Here is a 26503-nt window from a genome sequence, read left to right as displayed (position 1 = left end):
CTACAGCCCCCTCGCCTTCAGCGCCTCCAGGATGAGCCTGTGCGTCGCCGACGACAGTTGCTCATGGCTCTCCAACGAAACTCGGAAAATCTTCGTCAACACGTCGTCGTCGAGATAGAGCGATATCCGTTTTCGTTTCGCGGATACGCCAGCCGCTTTGGCGGGCGCCTGCGGCATTGATCGCTCCTTGCGTTCTTGCCTGGCTGGCGCGTGGGCCTTGGGCACATCGGTCTCAGGAGGTGCCGTTTCCTGCCCTTGCGCAACGCCATCGGGCATGAGTGTGTCGAGGTCGATGGTCGTTGGCATATACGAGGTCGCGGCCTCCTGCACATCCCTGGCCTGCTCTTCCCGGGACCGGGCAAGGGCGAGAATGTTTCCGGCAGGCGTTCTTTCCCTCGACATCGTTTATGCTGCCTCCGCCTGTAGAAGCCCGATGAACTCGTTGTTGATCCTTTTCACCAGATCGATCGCATCGAGCACGCTTTCCGAGGCCCTGCGCTTGGCCGACGGCGTCAACGACGGGTTGTTCGCGATACCTGCAAGCTTGGAGTAAAGGGAGCCATAACCGGCCCCGACATCGCTGAAATGATTGCTCTTGCGCACGACCGTCTCGACCATCGGAATCCGACCGCTCGTCAGGATGGCGTGAACCTCGGGAAGGGATCGATTGTGTTTGAGGGCAATCATGTCCACGTAGTTCCAGATCGCCGCGTATGGGATCGGCCCACGATCCCGCTTCCGGCCTATCTCCGTCAAAATGGTAGCCACCTTGATGGCTGATGTGGCAGCCGTCGGCTCGGGAATGACTGGAATGAGGATAGCATCGCACTCGTGGTAAACCTCGATCGCGCGCTGATGCACGTAACCACCGACATCGTAGATCCGGATGTCCGCTTCGGGAGCCTTGTCGAGCCGCTCACGAAACCTGTCTCCAGGCGCCACGCGCAGATGCAACAATGTCCCGTCGGTCGGCAACAGTCCCCGCTTCATGGAGACATTGTACCAGCGCGTCGAGGATTCCTGCTCGTCGCAATCGATCAGAAGCGTCCTGTGCCCCTGCTGCGCAAACTCCGAAGCAAGATTGACGTTCAGGGTCGACTTTCCGGCCCCGCCCTTGAAGGTCGATATAGCGAGCGAGAGAGGTTTTGCTGTCATTGAATTTCTCACTCTTTTGGGCCGAAGCCGGTGTCGCGACCAATCGAGCCCGCTCACGCGTTCGTAAGCGGAAGATCGAAACCCAATGGGTTCGGCAAGTTGTCTTCGCTCCCATCTGACACGAGGGAAACGCATTCTTTTACCGGGCACGAAGCTTTGCTCGTGCTTCCTCCTGCTGTCGGGCTGCGATTAGCCCCTCATTGAGCCGCACCATTTCGCGCTCACGTGCAGCCTCGGAAATCGGATCCCTCCCCGGCCAAAATCGAAGGATTGGCAGGACGAGCAGCAGGAAGGAGGTGGTTGTCGCGGCCTTGAACCATGCGGACCGAGCATAGAGATCGGCTGCCCATTGCCAAAGGTTTTCCGTCGTTTCTAGCGGCAGAAAAGCATAGGAGAACGTCAACACAATCCAGTAGCCGACGAAGGCTGCGACCAAAATGCATGCCGCTGACACCAGCAAAAAGCACGCAATCTGGAGCATCAACCACACAGCACGGAATGGAAGAGTGAAGGCTATGAGCGCCCTTTGATACATCGCCATCTTCTTGTCTCCACATGCAAATTGAGTACCTGAACAATCTTACCTTAATCTTCGCGGCTTTTCCATACTTGCACTACAGTACAATTTCGTGCATGTTCAAAAAAGTCAACAGGTGACGGATGCGAACATGAAGAATGGCGCATGGCGATCTTTTCGCCTCCTCATTTACAGCTTTTGGAGTGCTCTGATCTCGCTGCCCGAGACAGCCAGGGCCGGCACGGCTGCCGAGTTTGTCAGCTACTACCAGCAAGCCTATGTGCAAGGGCGTGACCTGGTCCCCGCATCGACGACACCGCTCGATACGTCCTCTATCGCAACACGACTTGATCTCCAGAGTGTCACCCCGAAAGCTGCGCTGAGCGGCAGCGCTTTTCTCGCGACAGATGGAACGATTATAAAGCTAGCCGGGGTTCAGGGTTGCCGTTCAACCGAGTCGCTCGATTATGCGGGTGTCATCGCGACCTGTGCCATGATCTCGCTTGCCGCGATGACTGCGACCATCGCAGAGGTACAGGACGTCGCTGGAATTGCATTCCCCTGCCATGAGCTTGGACGGAGCCCCGGCCGTCCGACAGTACGATATGCGGAATGCTTTTTCATGGACGGAGATACGGCGCGGTCGCTCTCTGAAGTGCTGATTAGCAAGGGAGTAGCCTTCGCCTTCCGTGACAGCGCTGGCCGGCCAGTCTTTCCGGAATATGCGCAGGCGGAACAAGTCGCACGAGGGACAAAAGCCGGTATCTGGGCCAGCGCCCATTTCCTCCATCCCTACGGTGAGCGCCACCGCGCCAATCCAACAATGCACTGATGCGGATCGGGACCTCGATGCTTATTTCCACGATCGCAGTTTCCGGCTTCTACGCAGGCATTGTCATTATGCCGATGCTTGCCGGTAACGAATTCCCGCAAATGCAGCTTCTTTCGCCACCAGTCGTTCCCGTTCAGGCATCGCAAGCTGACGCTCCTGTCACGGAAGACGCGGCGCTTTCGCCATCTTCCGCATTCGTACCGTTTCCGACGCATGCACAGTTCGAAACCGGCGATAGCTGGGTCTCAGGCGGCCGGCGGTATCGGCTCTATGGTCTACAGGCATGCCTGCGCGGGACCGCCGTTACCGTATCTCAGGGGACTTCGCGCGACTGTGGAGAACTGAACGTGATCATGATGCAGGCCCTGGTCAGAGACACAAAGCCCATCTGCACCAACATTCAGATGATCGATCAGAACAATGCGGCAGTCGCATGCCAGACGACGGCAGGCGAGAACCGTTATGATCTTGCGACCTATGTTATCGCGCAGGGATGGGGATTTGCCGCAGTCGATAGCACCGGCCAACTCATTGTTCCTGGCTACAGGGTTGCCGAGGAAAGCGCGCGCACTGCCCGCGCAGGGCTCTGGGCCTATCCCGACATGCCGCACCCGGTCTCCGTGCTGATGCAACAAGCCGGGGTGTCGCGATGAAGATTGCCACCATCTCGATGATTCTGCTCGCCCTCACCCCGACAGGGTCGCTGGGGCAAGCCCGCCCCACCGACGTTCCGCGTCAGATATACGGCAAAGTTCAGATCGTCGATGGGACCACATTCGAGTTCATCAAAACCCGTCAGCGCGTCCGTCTGGCCGGATATGAAGCCCCCCGGCTGGTGCAGAACGCGACAACCGAAGGCGTGATCTGGCCGGTCGGTCAGGTCTCGCGCGCGTGGATGATTCTTCGAACGTTCGGCCAGAATGTCAATTGCGCTCCGGTCGGGCGCGACGGCAACAAGAATATGATCGCCCATTGTTTTGTGGGCGAGACCAATCTGGCGGCGACGGCGATCGCCGAAGGGATCGGCTACGCCTTCAACTATCCCAACGAGCCCCAGGTTCCCGCCTATTTCGATATTGAGAGAAAGGCGAGAGGGCTTGGCTTTGGCATCTGGTCCTCGCCGGACTTGTCTCCGCCCTGGCTTTTCAACGGATCGCCAGTGTCTGGTGAGGAATCTGACGGCCGTGCGCCAGCCACCGAAGAGGGGCTTCCCCTGCCCCTACCTATTACTCGCGACAAAGCACTGTCGCTCACGCAAGTGCAAGGAGGTTAAATGAAAAACCCTTTCGGAGCTTCTGCTATTTTTGCGATCTTGCTGGCAGTTTCTCCGGTCATCGCCGGCGCGCAGGACGGCGCCACGCAAACTCAAATCGAGCAACGCGATCCGGACTTTTGCGGTGCGGGCGGTGCTGGCTGCGATCCGGCAGACGTGCAGCAATGGAAGGCGGTTGGCAACGGGCTTGCCGATCTGTCCTCGGCGGACCTTAGCCAATACGCCTATGCCTGCGCCAAACATCGTGAATGGAAATCGGAGTGCGAAACCGATCCGATCGCGATCCTGAAACGCCTCGGGATCGAAGGATATTGAGGTTACTGATGAAGACGTTGGACTATGGATCGCTTGTCGCCGCCGGTATCGCTTTCGTCGTTGGATCTGCTGGCGGTTACACGATCAACGAGCTGGAACGGGCTGACAGGATAACAGAGCTTGAACAGGAGATCGCGCAGCTCGAAAAGGTGGTCCAGAAGCAGCTGACGTTTGAATTTCCCAATGACAGGGAGGCGACTGCCGCGATCGCCAAATCCGGCCGCAAGATCCACATCTCGGAGTGCAAACCCCGACAGACCGTGCCTGGCGTCACTTGTACCGGGATCATCACCACAACAAGCGGTTCCTTTGCGGGCACGACGCAGCCCGGCACCCTATCGTTCGCGAAAATCGACAGCACCTGGGTACAAATCCAGTAAGCGACTCAAAGGAGACGGACTGTGAAAGCGATCATGTTGTTGGCCGCGGGCTTGATAGGTGCGCTTTCGGCGGTGCCAGCAAAGGCACAGGACGCCGAATGGGGATGCCAGGTTCTGCTGTGCGCCGCATCGAAAAACCCATCCTGGCATGGCGTCCCCTATTGCGTTCCGCCGATGCGCAAACTCATCACCGCCATGTCCAAGCCCGGCTTCTCCTGGCCCATCTGCCATGAGGCAAAGGCGGGAAAGCCTGGCCGTGAAACCTACGAGGATTGCCCTGCTGGCACCACGGTGGGTTACTCCTCGCGAGGCGGCGACAACAATTGGCGGGGAGAACCTGACCAATGTATCGAAACGGTCAATGTCTGCCGGGCATCGGGCCAGCACGATGGCAATACCAGATCAGCAGGTTTGACGATCAATCGGCGCTTCGGCCGGGATGGCGAAAGCTGCATCCAGGAGATCGCCACTCCGCGCCCGCGCCGCGCCGATCCCTACTATTTCGATATTCCAAACGACGACGGGGTGAAAGAAAGGTTCTGGTTCAACCTGAACTACTAGAGCTCGCCTGTCACCGCTGGGGCGACCTCGGCATCACGAGCCTGTCGCGGCGCCTCTCTGTTTCTTGCGGCGGGCTTTCCAAACCGCTATCCGATGGAGGTCGGCTTCGGTGATCCTGAGCAAATCCTCGATGACGACATTCCACTCACGCTGCATCTTGTCGAGCGTCGACAGTTTGACGTCCCGCATGGCCCGCGTCACCTGCGATATATACGCCTCATGCACGCCGAGCTGCTCTGCCAACTCCCGGTTTGTCAACTTGCGCTCGGCCTTCAACCGTTCAAGGCCAATGGCAAGCCTCTCCTGGAACGACAGCGTGTCGAGTGTCGAAATGTCGACGGCCTCGACCGGGGGCTGGTGTTTCAGACGAGGCATCGACCGCCATCCCCAGCCCCAATCGGGCTTACGCGGCGACAGACAGACATGCCGACAAGGTAATGGCAAGGCGCACCACGACGGCGCATTGGAACTATCTTTGAAACTCTTTTGCTCATCCGTCACCCGATATCGACTGCAAACCACACCGCCCAAGCGTAAACCAATTGTTGTCCATAGTTCAAACTGGGCGGTTCACAAGCTTGTTACGCTTCCTACACCGGCACGATCCGCCCATGCAAGTGGAGCTGACCGGTCCGCAGGACCGGAGGAAGGCCTGCACCCTGCTGGTTCGCAAATTTCATGCGCATAGTTGTCAGGAACGGCCCCGCTCATAGTCTGGCAGAGCTTACCGAAGAAGAGGCCGCGGCACTGCGCGCTTGGTATGGCGACGCTGCTTCCAACGCAGAGAAGGCAATAGCTCTCGCTGTGATCAGGCAAGCCAAGGTGATGAATGGATGGATCGAGTGCGATTGCCTCACCGGTCGGTTCCAGCCATTACTCGCCCCAATCCGACAGGAGCACACCTATTCGCTGCGACGATTGACGTCGAAGGACGAGGATCCTCTCCGACAAAAGGAACGGCCAAACCATACAAGCACCTGCCCGTTTCACGTTGATAAGGACGCCACGCCGGCGCTCATCGATCGTAGCTACCACATTCGGCCGCTCCGAAAATCCGATCGGAGTTACATCGATGCATTGCCGGCCATCCCCGACCGTCTCGCTGACGTCGCCGACCACGACATCAACCGCTCGACGGAGCGAAACGACAGGCCGTCGAAGCTCGGTGGCATTCTGTGGCGCCTGCTCGACGACGCTGGCATGAATGTCGTTCCTCCACTGCAAGATGATTGCGATCTTGCGCTTCGAAATCAGCTGTCAAAGCTGCGCGCCGCCGCCAGGGAACTTCGGGTCTTGAGAACATGGTCTTTTAACGCTCTGCTGTCGACGTGGGCGGCCGATTACTGCGCGGCTGACAGCCGCTGGCAACGCCTGCTCGAAACCTCACGTCCGGATTGGCCCGGAACGCTTCGCCGGACCGGCTTCATGCTGCTGTTTGCGAAAACCGTATCCGCTCAGGCGATCATGCCGGCATCGTCCTCGCGACCAATCGATGTGCTCGGGAAAGTGCGGCAACCCTTGCGCGGCGACCCGGCTCGTCGAGGCCCTTTCCTCGGTTTGCTCAACGTCGACTTCGGCGACGATGACGAGGGGCCAGCGCGGGCTGTCCAGGCCTATGCTCAACCGGTCTATAATGGCGACACGCTGTTTCCGGTGGAATCCGGATTCGAAAGAGACGTCTCCCATCTCCTGTTCTGGCTTCAGGGATCCCTATTCGAAGGCGTTCCTGATCTCCGCATCAAGATCACCAAACCGCTCTTTGCGTCCGAAACACCGCTTGGGCCTTGCCGGCCGGATTTTATCCTGGAAGCAACTTATAAGGATCATAGGCCGGCAACTTTGATCATCGAGGCCTTCGGCATGGAAACCGAAGAATATCGGGAAGCCAAGGACAAAACCGTCCCCCGCATGAAGCGTCTCGGGCCGATTTTCAGCATCTTTCCCGAGGATCTCGCGGAGGCGAATGCGCAGGCCACAGCCAAGCGCCTACAGGACTGGGTGATCGACAAGGTTCGGCATGCCTGAAGGGGCGCGCCTTGTAGATCCCGGAAGGGGTCAACGCGGTGACGCATCCAGCTCGCGCTTCGCCGCAGCAAGCAGGGCATCCTGAACCGGCACCAGCATGTCAGGAGGGCAGCTTCCAAACATGCGCGCTACGAGTTCGCCTGCGAGGTCCGACAGCATTGGCTTCAGCCTTTTTGGAAACAGATGGTCGATTTCGCTCTCGTCAGCACCGAGACGCTGGAGATCGGCGCGTATCGTTCTCAGTTCCATTTCGCGCTCCTTCACCATCAGCCACAAACCCGGTTCGGCCCTGGCGGCGGCAACGATCCGTTCGAGGCTACGCTCACCGGCAATATGTAGGCTCGAGAGGCGTTGGATTTTTGCCATGGTTGTCGTTCTCCTGATGCTCGGGCACCACGACCTTTCCTGGTCAAGCCCTGTGAACTGCGATTTGGTTTGACGGCGGCCCACTACGCGCGACCCGGCTCGCTGTTGGACTCCACCTCATCTTCGCCCAACGGATCGCGCGCCGTGTCCGCGAACTCGCGTAGCCAGGCTCTCGAACTGTCCTCCGTCAGCTTGCCCGAGAGAGTGTCTATCAGGAGCTCGACGTCCGCATTCAACGCTTCTGGCTCAACCACATTTTCCCCAGCCTGCCGGAAGATGACGTCATTCAAGGCCTGAAGATCGCCTCCGAATGCGTCACTCACTTCCTGGCGTTGAAGAAAGGGAGAACCGGATGACCGATCATGGGAAGCCCCTGCGGTGACGGATGAGCCATCCTGATGATTGCGCCGCCTCGTCGGAGATCCGGAATAGACGCTCTGGCCAAGCTTTTCTTCATCGATATCGAGATCGAGATCGATGTCATCGGCAGGTTTGGCGCGGGCGTCTTTCGTCTCGCCACGCTTTTCTTTCCGGCCAACCGCACCATGCACGGGCTTACGACCCGTCTTCTGTTGCTCATCGCCAAGGTCTTCTTCTGCGACACCCGCTACGCGAGCCTCATCGAGGTCCAGCCGGCGACGCAGCTCATCAAGGGAGGAAATATAAACCTGACGAACGCCCTCCTTGACGATGAAGCGCAGGTCTTGCGGCTTCCGGACGCGCTCGACGGCAGCAAGATCAACGTCACCCCCGAGTTCGGCGACGCCTGTCTGATCGCTCGGCGTAGCAGCATTCGGCGCGGGTGGCGTGAGGGATCCGAAACGGTCACTGTCAGCGATCGTCCACTCAACGGGCTTCAGACAGGGCTTCGGCACCATCTTGAACTTGCGCACTTTCGCAAACATCCTCTCGCCACCGGCATCCAGTTTCATGATCCGCATCACCGGCATGCCGGTGACCTGCAGGATGGCCTCTTCCGGTTTCATCATCATCAGCGTGTTGACCGGCAGGAGATCGACAGAGACTGGCACCTTCGAAATTGACCGCTGGCGGCGGCCGTGGCGATGGGAATAGGATGATTGCTCGATCCATTCCGTCGTCTTCCCGGCCGCGAGCGAGACCGCCATCGCGTCGTCCTGGTTCTGGAAGTTCATGAAGACCTTGATCGTCGATGCCCCCATCAGGATCTTCTGTCCGGACCGCTGGTACAATCGCTCCAGTTGGGCACCGTCCTGAAGAATGAAGACGAAACGCACGCCGTTCTTGCGGATCAATGGGGCGAGCGTCAGCACCGTGTCGATGCGACCGCCATTGCCGAACTCGTCAAGCATCATCATCACTTCGTGCTCGCCATTGGGCAACGGACCCATCTGTACCAGCTTGTCGGCCATTTGCTGGATGAACATCGAGATCAGCCGCTCATAGATCTGCATGGCATTCCAGTCGGCCTGGATATAGATGACAATTTTGCGGCGCCGAATGCGATCGATCGGAATGGTGGTGATTGAGGTGAGCGCTTCGACCAAGGGATTCTGCAGGAAGTTGAGCTTGGCAACGATTTCGGCCGCGATCCCCTCGCCCAGCTTCTCATGCCGGCCGGCAAATTTGGTGAGCTGCATGCGGGTCTGGTCAGACAGGACCGCCTCGTAGTTCTCCAGCAGCTGGACGATCGCCATGCGCTCGTCGGACATCGAGTTGAGGATACGGTAGAGTTCGCTGAGCGACTTGCGGGTGTCAGGGCATTCGAGGACGAAGCCAAGCATGGCGGTGAGAAGAATTCGCGCACTCTCCTCCCAGAAGTCGGAGGAGTCGGAGCGCAACCGCTCCGGCAGCAGCATCTGCGTCAGCTTCTGGAGGTCGGTGATGCGCTGGTGCGGATCCGTACTGATCAGGTCGAGCGGGTTATAACCGTCGGTGAATTTCGATCCCGGCGCCAGCAGGAAAGTCTCAAAGCCTTTGTCCTTCAGAAAACCGGAGGTCTCCTCGAACAGTTCACCACTCATGTCGAGGACGACCTGAGAACCTTCGAAACTCATCATCGAGGGGATGACGAAGCCGCGCGACTTTCCCTGTCCGGGAGAGCCGATCAGCATCACATGCTGGTCGCCGTCATTGCGCAGAAGAAGCCCCTGCTTGAGCCCGAGCACGATCCCGTGCTTGTCGCGCAGACGAAAGTCTGCCGCATCCTTGAGGGTCGCAAGGCGGGCCTTGCCCATGATCATCTGCTGGCGCTTCTGGATCGCTGCACCGATCGGAAACCCCACCAGGGCGCCAGCAGCGGCTATCCCCGCAAGTGTGGCCTGAACCGTCTGCCGGGATGGCCGCTGGTACCCACCGGCTGCATCGGTCGTCCCGAATGGCGCCTGATACATCGCCGCAAGATGGCTGCCATAATAACTGGCAATGTCGGCATATTCGCCAGCCTTCGTGGCGACGAGATAAAAGGCAAAACCGTAGATAAAAGCGCCAGCCCAGGCAGCGGCAAATATCATCACGGTAAGCGCGATCAGGCTGAACATCGACCGCACATGCAGGAGATAAAGGATTTTTCGCGAGAGCGCCCTGCCTCCCTTGAGCATCCAGACGCACAAGAGGAAGAACAGGAACGGTGATGCAAGCGTGAATGCCAGAAGCGACAATCCAACCGTGTTGCGGGTATGGATGATCGACCACGTGTAGAGGATGGCGTCAGCAAAGCGCACCTGACTGACATAGTCGAAATACGATAGTGAACCGAAGGAAACGACATAGGCGTCATAGATCAAGGTGAAGAAGGCAAGCCACAGCGCGACGACACCCAGCAGTGCGACCGGCAGTGTGAGGTAGGACAGTTTCTGGAGGCCCGTCCATTTCGGGCGATCAATCTCTCCGTCCGTGTATACGCTGGCCATGTTCATCAACCTCGTCGGCAAAATAGATTTCGCTGACGCCGCGACCGCCGGCGGCATCGCTTTTCTTCAACTGGACTACGATCGGGATGATCGACCGGATATAGCGGATGATATCGTCGCGTTCCATGCGGACATTGCTGTTGAGCACCAGCGTCGACAGCCGGTTGAAAGCATGGTGCGGCGAGTTGGCGTGGATCGTTGACATCGAGCCGGGGTGACCGGTGTTAATGGCGTTCAGAAAGTCGAACGCCTCGTCGCCGCGCAACTCACCCATGAAGATGCGGTCGGGCCGGAGGCGAAGCGCCGTCGCCAGCAGGTCGCCCATCGTTACCCTCGCCTCCCCTTGCCCCCCCTTCGAGACCAGCAACGAGACAACGTTTTCCTGGCGTGGTTCCAGCTCGGCTGTATCCTGCATCAGGATAAAGCGCTCATGGTTCGGGATGGCGGTGAGCATCGTGTTGAGGAACGTGGTCTTGCCCGTAGACGTCCCTCCCGAGATCAGCATGCTGCGATGGTTCGCCGCCGCCAGTTCCAGAAAAGCCCTCGTCTTTCCAGCCCGCAACAGTCGCGAGAGATCAACATCGACATCATCGAGATAGTCGTCGCCGGTTACCTTGGTAAAGCGGAAGGCGCCGGCCTTCTCATAGTCGTTAAGGTCGAACCGTCGGATGAACTGCTTACGGATCGAGAAGGCGTGACCGGTTGCCGAGGTCGGGCTCAAGACAAACTGGACGCGCTCGCCGCCCGTCAGTGTCGCCGACAGAAGTGGATTTTCGGCATTGACGGTCTGCTTGGTGAAGGAGGCAGCGCGAGACGCCATGTGGCGGATGACATCCTGATCCAGTCCGGCGATCTCGTGGCGCACCATCTGCAGATGACCAATCTTTTCCAGCCAGACTTCGTTACTGCGCTGGCAGGAGATTTCGACGACAGCGGGATCGTCGAGGAACAGCCGGATCGGCTCGAGCGCCTCGGTCAGAAAGTGTTGTTCGGCGGAAATCTGGGGGCGTGCATTCATTTGCCGTATCTCACCTTGCGCAACCGCTCGAACTCTTCGCGCACCGGGTCAGGATAAAGGCCGGCAAAATCGAGATCGCGCGTCACGAAGACGTTGATATCGGAGCCCTGCGGAATGTGGATGGTCGGGCGGATGTTGCGGGAATCCTCAAACGCCGTTGCTGCCATTTGCTGGATACCCGAAGCGATTGTCTCGGCGGCAATCGCGCGGGCGCGGTCCTGAGATGTCTCGCCATTGTCCTGTGGAATGCGGGTGACGCTGCCATTGTCGTTGACGATGGTGATGTAGCTATCTTCCTTCTGGCCAAGCTGCGCGATGTACTGCGTCGCGCCGCCGATCAGCGTCATCAGCGCCGGCGGTCCGAACCGCTCCCAATTCTTTCTGTCGACCATGCCGGTCATACCCGAACGGCCAAGACGATCGGTGCCATAGGAGCCGAGCTGCACCGAGACGCCGTCGCCGCGGATCATCCGCGTCCAGACAATCAGAATCCGCTCCTGCCCCCTTTGGACGCCGGACTTGTAGTCACCGATCAGCGAGGATCCGGCCGGAATGAGAATACGCCGGCCATCAAAGGAATAGACATCCTCACGCACAATCCCCTTCACCATGCCGGCGAGATCGGAATTGATGGCTGTCTCCAGCGTTCCCCGGATCATCGTGCCCTGCGGTATCCAGGCGTCCGTGCGGCGGTTCTCGGTGGCGACCGACACCTCCACCCCCTGTCCGCCGATCGACTTCAGGAACGCACGGTCACCATCGACCGCGCCACCAGCATCTCCAGTCACGGTATTGGATGCACCTGGCGTGCTATTCGCGCCGAACAGACCCGCTGGTTCATCGGACGACGTCGCCGCAGCCCTCCTGGTCTGGTCGGATTGATCGAAGACCATCGCGGATGAGCGGACGCGCTCCAACAATTTAGCCTTCCGCTCCAGCTCGATGCATTTGGGGTTGTCGGGATTCTTGCCCCGGGAGCAATCGATATCGGCAGGCGGCACGATTGGGGCTGCGGCCGGCACGCGCGGGGCCGGTGGTGGCGGAGGCGGGGGAGGTGCTTCCGGGACCTCGACCGTGGGCAGCGGCGGCGGTGACGGTGTTCTGAAGCCTTCATTTCTTGGTGTCTGGACCGGGCGGAATTCCTCGCGGGGAGTCGTGTCGATCGGTGGCTCTTCTTCCCCGCCCGCCAGAAGGAAGTAGAGGACGACACCAACGCCGGCAATACCGGCAACGACTGCAAACGGACGCATGAGGCCTATGCCGCCGCGCCTTACCTGCCCGCCGAGGGACGTATCAGTGTCGATGGAATGGTAGTTGGGATCCGACATGGCGCCCCTCCTATCTTGATTGCGATTGCTGGCTGGATGTCCCGCTGCCAATTCGCTTCGGCGATACCGCACCCTCGATTGGCGCCGGGACATCGGCGGGGGCAGTCCGGAGATTGAAGAGGCAGGTCTCGGCCTCAGTGCCAAAGCGCAGTGTCCACTGCCGCGAGACCTTGTCGATGACGATGTAGTCGGCCTCGCGGCGGTAGTTGACGAGGCTCTCGCGGCGCTTCCCGTCGACAATGAAGATCGCAGGAACGTCGCCGGTGAATTTCATGAAGGTTTTCAATCCATCGTCAAAGACCCAGAGCGGTTTGGCTCCATCGCTTCCCTTGAATCCGTAGTCGTAATTGACCTTGTCACGACGGATGTTCTTGATGTTGGGATTGCGCTGGGCATCCTGCGCCTGTTTCCAGAGTTCTGCCGTGCCTTTCAGTCCGGCATCCTCGGGATAGGTGAACCGCAATTTGAAGGTCTGGTTCTGCATCGCCTTGGTGTCGTTGACACGCAGGTCGAAGGCGTAGGTTCGCTTCGTCGTGACCACCGACAGATTGGTGGCCGCATCCTTCTCCATCGGTTTCAGGGTGAGCGAGCGCCGGTCGGCCGAGGTCAGGATCTGCCAGGAGACGGTGTCACCGGCGGCGACCTGCGTTATATCCTCATCCGCGCCGAACAGGATCGTCGTCACCAATCCGTAGGTGCCCGTCACGAGGAAGACCTGCTCGGCCGAGTAGGGAAGCGACCGGATTCTCGGGTCGAGGCGACCTGGCCTGGCAACCAGTTCGGCGTGCGCAACCAGCGGACCCAGCAGCATGAACAGAAACATTGCAACCGTCCGCCTCATCATGGCGTGATCCCCGACGGCATGGTCTCGGGAACCCTTGCATATTCGGTCACGACGAAGCCGAGAGGATTGTAGAGACGAACACGGTTGCTGGCGGGCAGGTTGATCTGCCGGTAGCGTATGGTCGCCGACCAGCGCGTGACAACATCACCACCACGGCGACGTTCGCGCGTTTCGAACCGGACAGCCATGGTCGATGCATTAAGCGGATTGACCGAGAGGATTTCAGGGCGGATTTCACCGGTTGCGCCAAGCATCTTGACCGGTCCCCTCGGATTGGAGGGGTTCATCCAGGCCTCGTAGTCCTTGAAGGCCTGCGAGCCGGGTTCCGACCACAGCGCAATCATGTCGAAATTATCCGACAGATAGCGGGGATCGTAGGTTTCGCGGCGGATCACGTAGTTGCCGGCGAAGGCGGCGCGCACGGCCTGGTTTTCGGAGACCATCGCACGGTCTTTGTCGAGCGTGGTCACCGTCTCCATGTAGCCGGTGTTCCGATCGACGATCAGAGGTACAACCTCGGTGCGAACCAGCGGAAAGAGCTGCGCCACCGAAAACGACAGCACGCCTGCGACGGCCCAGCCAGCCAAGGCAAACACCAGGAGGATGATGCCAATCAAGGTGCGAAGCGAGCGGTTCTTCTCACCCCAGGAGAGATGCTGATCGTAGATGTCCTGCGGACCGGCGACCTGATCGGTCGGCGCGGCTCGCAGTTGCTTTCTGAACAATGCCAAGTTCTATCCCCAAATCATGATCGTCGTTAATGTTTTCGAGCCGCGTCCTCGGCAGACCCGGCTTCCGCTTGGAAAAGCTGAATTCGACCCGCGCATTTCTCGCCTCATTCACCGCTGCGCCGGCGCATGGTCAGCATCCGGCCGAGCGCGCCAGCGCCAGCCATGCCGCCGCGGCCGGCAAGTGCCGCCGCCGTCAACGCGCCTTTTGGCCCGGCCAGCATGCCAAGAGCCACTGCGGCGGCCTGCCCGCTTCGCGAAGTGCCAGAGGAAAGGCGCGCGCGAGCCGCTCCATATGTCGTGTCGACGCCACCACCACCCGGCACGGACGGTGCGATGCCATAAGCAAATGTCCTCGCGAATTCAGGAACCTGGAAAATGAAATAGGATATCAGCGCCAGATAGAGCACCATGGCCAGGACGATCGCGAGCGCGTTTTCCTTGGTCGCCATGTCACCATTGATCGTGTCCATCATCCCAATCAGGAAGCCGAACGACAGCCCGGCCATGACATAGGTGAAGAGCAGCATGAACATGCCGTAGGCGATGCCCCTGACCCAGGCATCGAAGACAAATCTCGATATGCTAAAGAAATAGGAGAGGATGGCGATCGGCCCGATCGCCAGCATGACGGCGGTGATCATCTTGGCGAACAGTGTCACGCCAGTCAGGATCAGCAACATCGGCAGCAGGCCGAAAACGAGAACGATGAAGACCACCACCGCACCGGTGACGTTCGGCAGCCATCCGGATTCGTAGGAATTGAACAGCTGCATGGCGAAGTCATAGACCTTGCGCGCCATGCTCGCGACTTGGCTCGCAAGATCGGAGCCGGCGGATTCCCCGCCCATCGCTGACGAAATGGCAGCACCGAGATCCTGCGGTGATGTCAGAATGAATTGACCGATGTTGTCGTAAAAGGTGGCCCAGGACATGACGAGCGCGTAGGCAAGCGCGAGCTTCGAGGCCGTGATCGCCATGTCCTGAAGAGACACGCTCGACAGGCCGAGCGCGCCCCAGAGAAAGTAGAGAATGAGGAACAACGCCAGGATCGATGAGACGAGATCGCTGTTCTCGGCGAACAGTCCCCAGGCTTTCTCCAAGGACGCCTCGTTGATCTTGTCGAAGTATCCGAGTGCGTCGCCATAAAAATTGACCGCATAGCTGACCGGATCCATCATCCCCCCTGAAAGGAATTGACGGGTCGCATTGGACCGCAATCACTGCTGACGATGTCCGCGAGCGCCTGTTGCGGCGCCGTCGGTTCTTTCCCTGCCTCGTAGCCGAGAGCCGGCACGGGGTTCTCGTCGCTTGAGCATTTGGCCAGCTGTTCGTACTTTCCTGCGCATCCGGACAAGATGACAAGAGCGAGGACCAGCACAGGAAAAAACCTCACTGGTTCTGTTCCTCGAATGCCTGCAACTGGTCGCGAACCGAAGCTGCGTCTGCGCCGCCTCCGCCGTCGCGCATCACGCTGTCGGGAAGCGTTGCGAAAGTCTTGAGGTTTTGCGATGAGGTCGCCAGTGCAGCCTTGTACTGCTGGTTCAGCAACATCACCTGGTTGTTCAGCGAGCCAACGGCCTCGTTGGCGGTCTGGTTGCCCTGCAGCACCATCTGCGTGTTCTGCTCCAGCGCACCCTTCAGATCCTGCGCCGTGCCGATCTGCTCCGTTGCCTGCATGAAGGCGTTCTGCCGGTCCTTGGTGGCGCTGTTCATGGCGTCCGTAAGAGCGGTCAGTGTCGTCAGCGCGTTGATGCCTTGCGAATAGGCCTGATTGGCGCCCGACAGCTCGCCTCCCTTGACGGTATCGACGACCATTTTCACCAGATTGAGCCCGTTGATCAGCTTGGCGGCCGTGTTCTGGAATTCACCGCTGATGCCGCCGAACAACGCTTCGTTTCCCGAGAGGATGCTGTTGAAATCCGGCGCCTGGCCCATGCTGAATCCACTACCGGTCGCAAGCTTGGCAAATTGGCTCGCATCCTGCGACCGGTCGCCGGTGATCGCCTGAAGCGTCTTTATCGTGTTGTCCTTGACGATGGACGTGTCGCCCTGGATCTGCTTCGAAAGCTCTTCTATCTTCTCGCTTATCGCGATATTGGCCGCGTCCTTGACCGGCACCTGCGCAAAGGCGTGCGAGACTGTGGTGATGCTGAGCGCCGCGGCAATAACGATTTTTTTCATCTGCCTGTCCTCTCTCTTCCTGTTCAATTTGCCGTCGGCCTGGCGTCAACGACCGTAACGAGCCCAAGTGCGGGATCCTCCAGCACCGAGAAGGTCGCGACATCGCCGCTGGCGCGTGCCTGCTCCTGTAGGTCCTCGAGCCAGCTCTGGATCTGCTCGGAGGTGGCCGTCGATGGCACGGCAAAGCATCGGGTGCTGCCGGTATCGATGATTGTCGAGGGGCACTGGACTTCAGCCATGACGAGGGAACCATCGTGGTCCTTGGCGTTGCCGCCTCCTGAGCCGCGCAGGGCCGCCGAAGAAGATTGCAGCCCCGCCTGCAGACGCTGGAGATACTGCTGGTTCGCCGCAATCGATTTTCCCAAGAGCTCGTTCCAGACTGAACCGCGTTCAACCTGTGCCTCGGTGTTGCGGTCGACCGCCTTTTTCAGCTGCTCGCCGCATCCACGCGCATCACTGACGGTTTCCGTTTCGACATCATCGCCCGACGGGGTCCGGTCGCCGTTCTCGGCCTTGTTCCGGCTGTAATAGGCCGAGACCTTTTTGACGTAATCCTGTGTCTCGGGAATGTTGGGTATACGGCCGTTCTGCAGGGACTGGCGATAAGGCCCGGCATTGTATCCGGCGGCGATCAGGTCGTAGCGATTGCCGAACATGCCCTGCAGTTGCTTGATATATTTGACGCCGCCGCGGATATTGTCGCGCAGGTCGTAAGGGTTGACGCCGAGACCCGCCGCAGTCCCCGGCATAAGCTGCATGACGCCGGTCGCGCCTACGGGCGATCGTGCGGATTGGCGGAAGCGTGATTCCTGCTCGGCGATCGCCAGCGCAAAATTGGGATCGACCCCTTGGCTGATTGCCTCATCCGCCACCATGCGGGCGACTTCCTGCTGGCTGTGCGTGCGCTTCGATGGGCCGGCCGGCGCGGTGTCACCGGCCATACCCTCGGCCGAGCAATCTGCCGGCGCGCCGGAGCCCTCTCCGGGCGCAACGCTGTCGGTCGTTCCGCCGGAAGCGCCTTTCAATGCCTGGGTATCAGCCTGATAGGTCTTGTACCAGTTCTCCGTCGCCTGCTGGATATTGCGGCGGGCGTTATCGATTACCGGCACCTGAGCAAAGCTGGCCACCGGCACAAACATGCTGGCCAACACCACGGCACTGACGGTTGCCAGTTCAGGAAACCTTGCGTTGGTCATCGGACGCATCCCCCTCCCAGTCGCAGAATTTCGACAGCCAGTTCTTCGGATCGTTGCCATATTCGTCGAGCAGCATCTCGACCTCGCGGACGGTCTCCTCGCGGCCGGACAGCACCTTGATGAACTCGGGCATATGGGACATGTCGACACGGGCGATGACGCTGCTTTTTGCCTGCTTGATCAGCATGAAGCGGGAGGCCGGGTCGCCGTTTTTCACCCAATCGAACTCGGCCCTGGAGAGACCGAAATGCTCCATGTAGGAGTTCTCGTCAGCCTTCGGATTGGCGAAGAAGATGTTGGTCGACGTCTGTTCGATGATCGTCCGGCTGACACTCGACTGCACCACGTCGTCGGCCGACTGGGTGCCGAAGATCACGAGACCATTTCTCTTCCGGATGGTCTTGAAGTAATCCTTCATGGTGCGTTTGAATTCGTCGTCGTCGAGCAGCTTCCAGGCCTCGTCCATCAGATTGATGATCGGCGCCTTGCCGTCATAGACCTCGTCGAGCCGATGGAACATGTAGAGGAGTGCTGCCGTACGCACCGGGGGATCGTCGAGGATCGACGTCATGTCGAAGCCGATCATCGGCCGGGAGACATCGAGATTGTCGTCGGCATTGTCAAAGAGCCAGGCATAGGGGCCGTGGTCGACCCATTTGTCGAGCCGTGCAATCAGGCTTCCTTCGGTCCGCTCGCTTCCGGCGAGCAGGGCGCGAAGTGACGACAGGCGGCGATAGGATCGGTCCTTCGTCTTCAGGACCGACTTGATCGCGGTGCGGATGATGGTCTCTTCCTGTGGCGTCAGGCTTTCGCCTTCTTTCGCCGGCTTCAACATGAAGCTCAAGAGCCGATAGAGGAAGACGCGGTTCTCCTCGGTATCGTCGAGAAGCAGCGGGTTCCAACCGGACGGTTCGCCGGGTTCGAGCGTCATGTAGGTTCCGCCGGCAGCCCGTACCATGATGTCGAGCCCGCGGTCCTTGTCGAAGACAACCGTCTTCAGACGCGGGCTGACGCGATATGCCTGAAGGATCAGGAAGGCCATGATGACGGTTTTGCCGGAGCCGGTCGGCCCGAACACCGTCGTATGCCCGACATCGCCCTGGTGGAAATTGAAGAAGAACGGCGTCCCTGACGTCGTCTCGAATATGGTGATCGCCGGCCCCCAATGATTGCCGTCCGGTTTGCCATAGGGATAGGCATGGAAGCTGCTTAAGCCTGAGCAGTTAAGGGTCGAGATCACGGCCCGACGGGCTATATAGGCCTGATTGCCGGGCAGTTGCGCCCAATAGGCCGGCTCCGCGTTCAGATCCTCGCGGACATAGGAAGCACCCAGCGCACCAAGCTCGTTGCCGATCAGGGCAACGCCATCATCAAGCTGGGCCGCCGATTTTGCCACCGGCATGACAGTGAGATGATGCTCGGTGAAGGCAACGCGTTTCCTGGCCAGTTCGTCACGCGCAATATCGAGATTGGCCTGGACGCTGGAACCGCCCTCGTCTGCCTTCGAAAGCTGCCGGTCAAGGCGCTCGATCCGGCTTCTCGCGGCCATGTCGTCTATGAAGGACATGGACTGGGTAAGCACCATCTCAAAGGGGAGCTTGAGGATATAGTCGAGCATGCCGGCGCCCGTCTCGGGCGGATATTCCTTCAAGGAAACCATTGCAGCATAGCGGTCATCGCCCGGGGTATCGCCCTGAAGATGGATGGTCCGGTTTCCGATCGATGTGCGACGCGCCGGCAGCATCGCATCAATGGGAAGGTTGCCGAGCCGGATTGGCCGGACACGGCCTCCATTCAGCAGCGTGTAGAAGAATTCGCATTGTTCCGAGAACCAGATTTTGGCAGAGCTTTCATCGAGCTCCATGCTTTCGGAAAAGTCGCGATAGATCGTCTTCCCGTTGCCAAGATCAACCTGGACCCGTTGCACGTCGCGCAGGACCTTGGGACCGTAGGCGGCGAGCGACTTTTCGAGCGCTTTCGTCGCCTCAACCAGTTTGTCACGCATCGAACGAAACTGCTCTTTGCGAACGACATCGCCGCCGATGCCCACGATGCGCGACAGCGCAGACCCTTGTTTGAACAGCGGTCGCACGACAAGCGAGATGTAGGTGTCGTTGACGAACATCTCGTTCCGCGAGATGCTCGCCTGATAGACATCATCCAGACGCTGGATGAAGGGATCGATAAACGTCGCCGGCAAGGACGGTGCGACCTTGCGCCTGACAACGTGGGTATAGAGCGCAAAATTGCCGATCGAGGAAATGGCGCGAAAAGCCGAGTTGCGCTGCCGCTGCAGCATGTTGATCGTTTCGATGTCGGCCGTCTCGAAGGAGAAGCCTGTGAGACGCAGGGTCGATACCAGGCAATCGTTCTTCAGCCGGATAATGCCGTTTTCAATCGGAACGTAGAAGGGAACATGGGTCGAGATACTGCGATCAGCAAAGATCTCCCAGCCCTTCGACAAGCTACCCTTCAGCGATCTTGCCATTGTGCTCATCGGTCAAGCTCCGTAGGTCCGGATACCCCCGCCGAGTTTCCGGCCGAGGGGATTGACGCCGCACATGCTGAGGCGCCCGAGGATGTCGAAGAACCAGAGGTCGAGTTTGACCGTCAGCACATAAAGAATACTGTGCAGGGTGACGAAGGAGACGGGGAACCACAGAATGGAACCCAGCACCATGAACACCATCAGCGAGACGAAGCATTCCGCCAGGAAGTAGGTGTAAGGGATCCCCATCACCGTCGGCGGGCGCGTGAGGGCAAGGATGACGGGATAGGATTCGATATAGTCGTCCCCGCCTGAAGTCTTGTTGCCGGAGTTCGCCATGTTCACGATCCGCCGCCAGTGAGGAAGTCCACAAGTTCGGCGGATGCAAACATGCCGGCGAGGCTCCCACCGACCCGCAGAAGCGCGCCCCAGGACCAGAAGCCAAAGGCTGCTGCCAGGAACATGCCAATGAACGCGATCGCTCCGACCGAGCGGCCGAAAGCGCCTGTAAAGAACTGTACCAGCCTGTCGGCAGCATTCTCCAAGGCATCGAGGCTCTGCGCTGCGGCTGGCTCGTATTGACTGACGAACAGCACCGAGGCCGCAAGCAACACCATGGCGACACGGCCGGCCCACTTGCGCTTGACCAGGGAACGGCAGGTGACGCTGCCAACAAGAATTGCCATGACCACTATGCTCATTGAAGTACCTCTTCCTTGACAATTTTGACCGGACCGCCGAGTTGGGCCGCTTTCAGCGGCTCTGGGAGGCGGCTGTCCGACACGAGCGGGCTTGCAGCTGAGAAGACAAGCATCGGGGACCTTGCCCGGTCGGCCGGGCCTGCGCGGCGGTGCTGATTGGATTGAGAGCCAGGTGTCGGGGCCTGGGAACTTGTCGGCTTGCCGGTGTAGTAGCCGACAACACGCGTCACATAGTCCGCGGTCTCGCGGATCAGCGGCAGGGATTGATGTGCATCGACGCGAGGTTCGCCGGCATTGTACGCGGAGGCGATCAGCACAGGATTGCTATACTTGTCGATGAGCACCCGCAGGAAACGCGTGCCCGCACGAATGTTCGGTTCGGGGTCGGTGAGGTCATGGGCGCCAAAGGCCTCACCGATCTTCGGCATGACCTGCATCAGACCGACAGCGCCGGCCGAACTGACAAGGCCGGGATCGAACCGCACGTTTTCCGCACGCATGATCGACAGAACCCAGTTCGGATCGACCTCCTCCTCAGCCGCGATTTCCACTGCAAGGGCTGCGTAGTCTTCGGGCACGCCGGAAAGCAGGTCGGGACGGGCTTGGGCTGGATTGGCAGACCGATGGACGGTGCCCGCGTCAAACGAGAAGACACTGATGGATGAGAACACGGCGCGGTCGCGCCGTGTTCTCATGCTGCCGGCCGCTTCTCCCGGTAGCTCTGGGTCACTGTCGTCGGATTCGACCGTTGCTTCTGCGACTAGAGAAAGGTTTGCGGGGACTGTGTTCGTATTGGCCTGCCCCCAAAAACGCGCATTGAAACTGGTGAGATCGATGCTTGGCGGTGGCTGTTGGTCGGCGTCCACGACAGGTGTTGGCAGCGCGCTGGGCTCACTTGAGGTTTTACCCTCGAAACGGAACGACCAATCGGTACGTTCATCGTTCTCGTCGATCTTAGGCGGGTCGCTCTTGGCGGACGTTGCGGCAAAACATGTCGCCATTAGCACACACGTTACCGCTGGCCAGACTGCCCTTCGTGACAGTTTGGGTCGCGGTCTATTCAAGGAAGAAAGCGGGCTGTCATCCATTTCGAACCGGTCCATAACTTGCACTTTAATACAAGTTATGGACCGCAATCCGCATCAGAAATCAACTAAAAAATATAACTGGAGTACAAGTTTTTCCCCAGAAGCAGATATAACCCTGAGAAATATCAAACGAAATCAATCCCGTAACCGCGACCACCGATCCGGCTTCCATCGATACTCGATCTGGTCTCGATCTCCCAGGATTCTTGCCAAACGAACAGCGGTTCCCCCTTTGACAAGCACCGAACCCGCATCGGCGTCTGATTGCCCGTGATAGATTCGGCATGTGAAATTCGGCAGTTCCCGCTGGATCCTGGAGACCGGCCAGCATGAAGAAACCTGATAGCGAGCGCCACGGAGGGTAGTATCCAAATCGCGCGAGATCTGCTGTACCGGGCCGAGCCTATGCCGTCCGAACTCAGTTCCATAGTCGAGCTGGCACTCGACAATATTGCCTGGATAGTGTCTGCACGCGGAAAGACCGAGATAGGCAAATGGTGCTGGCGGCAACGGCCGGGACGACTGGGCGTGCTGCCCGCATGCGGCCAATGGAATTGTCAAGGCTAACGGCCAAAACAGCGCTTTCATGATTCGCACGGTTTACCTCCTAGATTTGCTGCTGATATCCGGCATGTTCGAGGGCTTCGAGAAAGAGGTCCCGGGCGACCCCGCAATAGGGCGACGAAGGCTGCGCCAGATGCAGTTGAGTCAGGACCAGCCCGAGCGCTCCAATGGTCGTGGTTACCTCTTTGAGGTCATCATTGAGACCATCGCGAAACAGCTCACGTCCATCATGGCTCTTGACGACGATCGCATAGTCGTTGCGCGCGATGCTGTGCCACAATTCGACGGTACCGGTTTCGCCGTCTTGGGTTTCCGTGTCGCAGGTGACCATCATCGCGTAGTCTGGAAGAGGAAGGGCGCATTCCTCGATCGAGGTTCCGCCATTAAACTCTGTGAGCGCCACCGAAGACGAGAACAGCAGCAAACGTTCGTTGACCAGCAGCCGCCGTTGTCCGAGGCGCACAAAGCCGTTCATGACGCCCGAACGAGTAATTTTTGGTGCTAGACATTCCTCGCAGTGCTCGCAGACCTGCACCAACTGATCGTTCCTGAAAGAGAACGTGTTGTGGAAACGATCGAGGAGGAAGCGTTCGATATTTTCGGTGCGACCGCCAAGCGACTCGATGAATGCAAACGCACCAAACCGCGTCCAGGCTTGATTGGCATCACTCTCTGCCGATAACCCTGCGATGCTCACCAAGCTGGATGGGCCGGCCACGATGCCTGCGGTCCGCGTCTCCGCACCGCAGTGCGGGCAATCTATGCTGACCGGCACCCGGTACCATTCCTTCGTCAGTAGAGATCGGTGGCTTGTCAGTGGGAAACCCGTCTTGCTATTTTGCTGGAAGGACTTGTAGATATCAGCGCAGAACCGACGCCCCGGCGCATTGCAACAAGGGAGAAATGTCATCGGCAACGCTTGGAGTTCTGCGGTCAAACTTGTACTTCGATACAATTTTGTAGCAGTCATAGGCGAAGCGCTCAAGATGGGGAAGTCGGGTTTGGTGCTAGCACCGGTTCAAAGCAATCCGGTTGTGGCATCCTCTCTTCCGGTCGCCGACGTGTTCAGCAAGCAGCGAATATGTCGCAAGAACCCGCTTCGTGGCTCGAACATTCAAGTTGGGGCAGCTTCCTGCTTACCCGCTTCAGGGCAGTGGAACTGGGAAAGTGGCCGTTCAAGTGGCCTCCGGACCGCGCAGATCCGTCATTCAAATGCTCCCGCTAGCCTGAAAGCGGCCCCGCGCTTGTCGGGCAAACTGAACGCCTGGCCATTTTCGGTGGCTCTGATCCCCACACAGACAGCGTGAGAACATCTCGATAGCTTCTCGACGTCTCCTGCAAGCTCATGTCTGAGCGATCTGAGAATCTCCAACTGCATCCCCACATGGCCTTGATCTCGATTGCAGATGTTTGCCGGCGCAGTGCTAGCACGAGAGGCGCCCACTGCGAGTTGCATATGACCTCCGAGATTTCGATGAGCCCTTGGCGGTAGCAGTGGCGTCTGGGGCGTATACTGTCCTCGGCGTGCATGGTCAGGCAGGCAAGGGTGGCAGTGCAACAACCTGGCGGCCCCCGAAACCACCGCTGGGCCGAAAGCGCGTCATCGACCTCTGGCAGGACATATTTGGGCGTGCGAGGGAAGTTGCAAAGGGACGCGCGCCCTGGAAGGCAAAGCCATACATACTCCGATCTGCCGCTGCTGCCGTTGACACTGGCATATTCCTGAACGAGCAGGGCTTCGGGTCCATCTGGACAAAGCGCATCGCAAGTTGGCGGTCGGGTATACCGCTGACGGAGCGAGGCCAGCGCCGTGATTTAAGTCTAAAGCTGACTTGCCGTCCTCTGGCGTCGTCCCACTTACTTGGCTGCGCCACGCGCTAAATGAACTACCGCAGCGCGACGAGAATGCTAATATAGGCGGTCTGCTACCGTTCATCTTCTCCAGAACATCCGTCGCCTAATGGAGCCGGATATCGCTCCCCATGGGCGATTTAGCCGTGAAGCAGCCGTCGATGCGCATAGAAATCGCGTTCCAGTCCGATTGGGGGGGCGCAGAGTGTATCAGTTTTTCCGGGTCTCGTGGTCCAGCCCCAAGGTGGCTATCTTGTGTCGCCACGCCCCCCATGGAAGCTCATCATTTCTGAATACCCGCATAAAAATTTTGGCATTCCACAAAAGGCAACAGATTGCCAATTCTAAAACTCTCATCCTTCGTTGAGAAAGCGGGATGGGTATTAAGCAGCTTCGCTACAGGGAGAATCTAGCAGCGTATGCCATTGCCATTACCGAGCGCCAGCCGGTTGAAGGCCTGGATGGAGCTATCTCAGATTTCTTAAGGAGGAGTATTTTGCCTGACACTATTCAGTTTGATCAAGTGCAGCCGAGATCGGGATGGGTTGCCGGAATCAATCACGGTGGCCACGATCCTTCTGTCGCACTCCTCCATATGGGAAGAACTGTAGTCTTCATCGAGCAGGAAAGATTGTCTCGACGAAAACACGCCACTGAAGAGTCCCCTAGTGTCGCTTTGATGGCAGCCCTTGCGAGCGCAGGAATTACGATCCGAGATTTGGACTGCATCGCGCTGGGTTCTGACCATAATGCGTTGGCCCAATGGCTCGGATTGAACGCCGAAGAGAAAGCCAAGGTTTTACCTTACGATTCGTTTGAACACTTGTTCGCTCACGCGAACATTTCTCCCAGAGAAGTCCCGCCGATCCTAACTTTCCCCCACCATGCTTCTCACGCGGCAAGTGCCTTTTATCCTAGCGGCTTCAAAAGAGCTGCTGCTCTCGTGATGGATGCGATGGGAGAGGATACCTCGACGAGCATTTTCAACTGCTCGGAAGATGGAATCGATCTGGTTCGATCATACGGCGTCGAGGATTCACTTGGCTTTTTTTATGAAGCTGCATCAGCGTATGCGGGTTTCGATAAGATGGAGGCAGGAAAGTTTATGGGGCTCGCCTCCTACGGAAGAGCTGACATGGACATGCCCATATCTTTTGGCCTCGACACGCTCTGGACCGACCGCGAGCACGCCGATGCGATTGGACGGAAGGGAATTAATCTAAGGCACGATGCCCTTCTTCGATACTTCGAGCAAAATCACTTTCCCTATGCCGCCGGGTTATCGGACGATGTGATGGCATATACGGACTTCGCGGCATCTGCGCAGTTCGCTCTTGAGCAATGCATACAAGAGCTTGCCCGGCGGGCCGTTGAAGACACTGGAAGCCGAAATCTGGTGATGGCCGGCGGGGTGGCTCTCAATTGCTCTGCGAACGGAAAGCTTGCGCGTACTGATATCGCTGACCGCCTTTTTGTACAGCCGGCTGCGAACGACAGCGGGGTTGCCTTGGGGGCTGCATTGTTGGCATCACGTGGGCTCTATGGTTCTGGTTTTGCGCCGAGTGTCATGACGCACGCGTATTGGGGACTCGAAGAAACCGACGACGAAGTGGAGGCAGCGCTACGCAATGCCGATCTTAAATATGTAAAACTCACCGATGATCAGTTGAGCCAGAACGTGGCGGATATCATCGCGGGAAGCGGTGTTGTCGCCTGGCACCAAGGGAAGGCAGAGGTGGGACCGCGATCGCTGGGTGCCAGAAGTCTCCTCGGCAATCCGGCTGAACGCAGGACACTCATAAAATTGAACCGCATAAAGGAACGCGAACTCTGGCGGCCCTTTGCGCCGAGTGTTCTTGAGGATCGTTTTCACGACTTCTTTGTCGGCAACCCGAATCCATTTATGATCGTAGCTGCCAAGGTGAAAGACGAGGTACGCAGAAAAATCCCCGCCGTGGTGCATGTCGACGGGTCTGCTAGACCCCAGATTGTCAGCCAGGACGCCAATCCGAAGTATTGGTCTCTCTTAGACAAGCTAGGGGCAATCACCGGCATCCCGATCCTTATCAACACCTCATTAAATGGCAAAGGCGAGCCCGTATGCCACAGCGCGAAAGACAGCATCGGCTTCTTTAAGAGAAGCGATATCGACGCTCTAGCAGTCAATAACTTTCTGGTAACGCGGGCGGAGGGGTGAG

26 protein-coding genes are annotated in these 26503 nt (G+C 58.7%); 8 read left to right on the top strand and 18 right to left on the bottom strand.

What is annotated here, in order from left to right; translation table 11 throughout:
• The 3 genes from DA915_RS14380 to DA915_RS14370 form a co-directional block, all read right to left on the bottom strand.
• Positions 1 to 402, bottom strand: a complete 402-nt coding sequence (locus tag DA915_RS14380) for a hypothetical protein (protein WP_107676273.1) — start codon at positions 400 to 402, stop codon at positions 1 to 3.
• A 3-nt stretch (positions 403 to 405) separates the two neighbouring features.
• Entirely contained in the window at positions 406 to 1155 is a 750-nt protein-coding gene (locus DA915_RS14375) for a ParA family protein (protein WP_107676272.1), read from the bottom strand.
• 139 nt (positions 1156 to 1294) lie between these two features.
• Positions 1295 to 1696 (bottom strand): hypothetical protein, encoded by a 402-nt coding sequence (locus DA915_RS14370; RefSeq protein ID WP_107676271.1) that lies wholly within the window; start codon positions 1694 to 1696, stop codon positions 1295 to 1297.
• Positions 1697 to 1823: 127 nt separating this feature from the next.
• On the opposite strand from DA915_RS14370, the gene DA915_RS14365 reads away from it, so the two are divergent.
• Genes DA915_RS14365 through DA915_RS14340 form a run of 6 tightly spaced genes read left to right on the top strand, consistent with a single transcriptional unit; the run spans position 1824 to position 5033 of the window.
• Positions 1824 to 2504, top strand: coding sequence for a nuclease (locus DA915_RS14365; RefSeq protein ID WP_107676270.1), 681 nt, complete (start codon positions 1824 to 1826; stop codon positions 2502 to 2504).
• A gap of 17 nt (positions 2505 to 2521) precedes the next feature.
• On the top strand, positions 2522 to 3157 hold the full coding sequence (locus tag DA915_RS14360) for a thermonuclease family protein (RefSeq protein ID WP_107676446.1): 636 nt from the start codon (positions 2522 to 2524) through the stop codon (positions 3155 to 3157).
• Positions 3154 to 3777: a thermonuclease family protein gene (locus DA915_RS14355; RefSeq protein WP_107676269.1), complete on the top strand. Its 624-nt coding sequence runs from the start codon at positions 3154 to 3156 to the stop codon at positions 3775 to 3777. Before DA915_RS14360 ends, DA915_RS14355 begins: the two co-directional genes overlap by 4 nt.
• Positions 3778 to 4092: a hypothetical protein gene (locus DA915_RS14350; RefSeq protein WP_107676268.1), complete on the top strand. Its 315-nt coding sequence runs from the start codon at positions 3778 to 3780 to the stop codon at positions 4090 to 4092.
• 8 nt (positions 4093 to 4100) lie between these two features.
• On the top strand, positions 4101 to 4472 hold the full coding sequence (locus DA915_RS14345) for a hypothetical protein (RefSeq protein WP_107676267.1): 372 nt from the start codon (positions 4101 to 4103) through the stop codon (positions 4470 to 4472).
• A 21-nt stretch (positions 4473 to 4493) separates the two neighbouring features.
• Entirely contained in the window at positions 4494 to 5033 is a 540-nt protein-coding gene (locus DA915_RS14340; RefSeq protein WP_371412715.1) for a hypothetical protein, read from the top strand.
• A 33-nt stretch (positions 5034 to 5066) separates the two neighbouring features.
• Here DA915_RS14340 and DA915_RS14335 read toward each other — a convergent pair whose 3' ends face one another.
• A complete protein-coding gene (locus DA915_RS14335) occupies positions 5067 to 5408 on the bottom strand; it encodes a helix-turn-helix domain-containing protein (protein WP_107676265.1) in 342 nt (113 codons plus the stop codon).
• A gap of 303 nt (positions 5409 to 5711) precedes the next feature.
• On the opposite strand from DA915_RS14335, the gene DA915_RS14330 reads away from it, so the two are divergent.
• Positions 5712 to 7058, top strand: coding sequence for a hypothetical protein (locus DA915_RS14330; RefSeq protein WP_107676264.1), 1347 nt, complete (start codon positions 5712 to 5714; stop codon positions 7056 to 7058).
• 30 nt (positions 7059 to 7088) lie between these two features.
• Here the strand turns inward: DA915_RS14330 and DA915_RS14325 are convergent, their stop codons facing one another.
• The 14 genes from DA915_RS14325 to DA915_RS14255 all read right to left on the bottom strand — a co-directional run bounded on the left by DA915_RS14325 (position 7089) and on the right by DA915_RS14255 (position 23391).
• Complete coding sequence (locus DA915_RS14325; protein WP_107676263.1) at positions 7089 to 7424, bottom strand: hypothetical protein; 336 nt, start codon at positions 7422 to 7424, stop codon at positions 7089 to 7091.
• A gap of 83 nt (positions 7425 to 7507) precedes the next feature.
• Positions 7508 to 10315 (bottom strand): type IV secretory system conjugative DNA transfer family protein, encoded by a 2808-nt coding sequence (locus DA915_RS14320; protein WP_107676262.1) that lies wholly within the window; start codon positions 10313 to 10315, stop codon positions 7508 to 7510.
• On the bottom strand, positions 10284 to 11333 hold the full coding sequence (gene virB11 / locus DA915_RS14315) for a P-type DNA transfer ATPase VirB11 (RefSeq protein WP_107676261.1): 1050 nt from the start codon (positions 11331 to 11333) through the stop codon (positions 10284 to 10286). The genes DA915_RS14320 and virB11 overlap by 32 nt, the downstream gene beginning before the upstream one ends.
• A complete protein-coding gene (virB10, locus tag DA915_RS14310) occupies positions 11330 to 12661 on the bottom strand; it encodes a type IV secretion system protein VirB10 (protein WP_107676260.1) in 1332 nt (443 codons plus the stop codon). The genes virB11 and virB10 overlap by 4 nt, the downstream gene beginning before the upstream one ends.
• Positions 12662 to 12671: 10 nt before the next feature.
• Complete coding sequence (locus DA915_RS14305) at positions 12672 to 13505, bottom strand: TrbG/VirB9 family P-type conjugative transfer protein (protein WP_244600719.1); 834 nt, start codon at positions 13503 to 13505, stop codon at positions 12672 to 12674.
• Positions 13502 to 14236 (bottom strand): virB8 family protein, encoded by a 735-nt coding sequence (locus tag DA915_RS14300; RefSeq protein ID WP_107676259.1) that lies wholly within the window; start codon positions 14234 to 14236, stop codon positions 13502 to 13504. Before DA915_RS14300 ends, DA915_RS14305 begins: the two co-directional genes overlap by 4 nt.
• A gap of 104 nt (positions 14237 to 14340) precedes the next feature.
• The gene (locus DA915_RS14295; RefSeq protein ID WP_107676258.1) at positions 14341 to 15411 is read right to left on the bottom strand and encodes a type IV secretion system protein; all 1071 of its coding nucleotides are present in this window, start codon (positions 15409 to 15411) and stop codon (positions 14341 to 14343) included.
• A gap of 214 nt (positions 15412 to 15625) precedes the next feature.
• Positions 15626 to 16417, bottom strand: coding sequence for a conjugal transfer protein (locus tag DA915_RS14285; RefSeq protein ID WP_107676256.1), 792 nt, complete (start codon positions 16415 to 16417; stop codon positions 15626 to 15628).
• Positions 16418 to 16440: 23 nt separating this feature from the next.
• The gene (locus tag DA915_RS14280) at positions 16441 to 17613 is read right to left on the bottom strand and encodes a lytic transglycosylase domain-containing protein (RefSeq protein WP_107676255.1); all 1173 of its coding nucleotides are present in this window, start codon (positions 17611 to 17613) and stop codon (positions 16441 to 16443) included.
• The gene (locus DA915_RS14275; protein ID WP_107676254.1) at positions 17591 to 20110 is read right to left on the bottom strand and encodes a VirB4 family type IV secretion/conjugal transfer ATPase; all 2520 of its coding nucleotides are present in this window, start codon (positions 20108 to 20110) and stop codon (positions 17591 to 17593) included. Before DA915_RS14275 ends, DA915_RS14280 begins: the two co-directional genes overlap by 23 nt.
• A gap of 3 nt (positions 20111 to 20113) precedes the next feature.
• A complete protein-coding gene (locus DA915_RS14270; protein ID WP_107676253.1) occupies positions 20114 to 20440 on the bottom strand; it encodes a VirB3 family type IV secretion system protein in 327 nt (108 codons plus the stop codon).
• Between the two features lie 2 nt (positions 20441 to 20442).
• Entirely contained in the window at positions 20443 to 20802 is a 360-nt protein-coding gene (locus tag DA915_RS14265; RefSeq protein ID WP_107676252.1) for a TrbC/VirB2 family protein, read from the bottom strand.
• Positions 20799 to 21803 carry a lytic transglycosylase domain-containing protein gene (locus DA915_RS14260; protein ID WP_107676251.1) on the bottom strand — a complete coding sequence of 335 codons (1005 nt, stop codon included), beginning with the start codon at positions 21801 to 21803 and terminating at the stop codon, positions 20799 to 20801. The genes DA915_RS14265 and DA915_RS14260 overlap by 4 nt, the downstream gene beginning before the upstream one ends.
• 694 nt (positions 21804 to 22497) lie before the next feature.
• Positions 22498 to 23391 (bottom strand): hypothetical protein, encoded by an 894-nt coding sequence (locus DA915_RS14255; RefSeq protein ID WP_244600718.1) that lies wholly within the window; start codon positions 23389 to 23391, stop codon positions 22498 to 22500.
• Positions 23392 to 24681: 1290 nt separating this feature from the next.
• On the opposite strand from DA915_RS14255, the gene DA915_RS14245 reads away from it, so the two are divergent.
• Positions 24682 to 26502, top strand: coding sequence for a carbamoyltransferase C-terminal domain-containing protein (locus DA915_RS14245; protein WP_107676249.1), 1821 nt, complete (start codon positions 24682 to 24684; stop codon positions 26500 to 26502).
• Position 26503: the final 1 nt, after the last annotated feature.

It is taken from the genome of Agrobacterium sp. LAD9, from assembly GCF_003031125.1.
Classification (GTDB): domain Bacteria; phylum Pseudomonadota; class Alphaproteobacteria; order Rhizobiales; family Rhizobiaceae; genus Agrobacterium; species Agrobacterium radiobacter.
The sequence above is the reverse complement of the archived record's forward strand: the minus strand, read 5'-3'. Positions and strand labels throughout refer to the sequence as shown.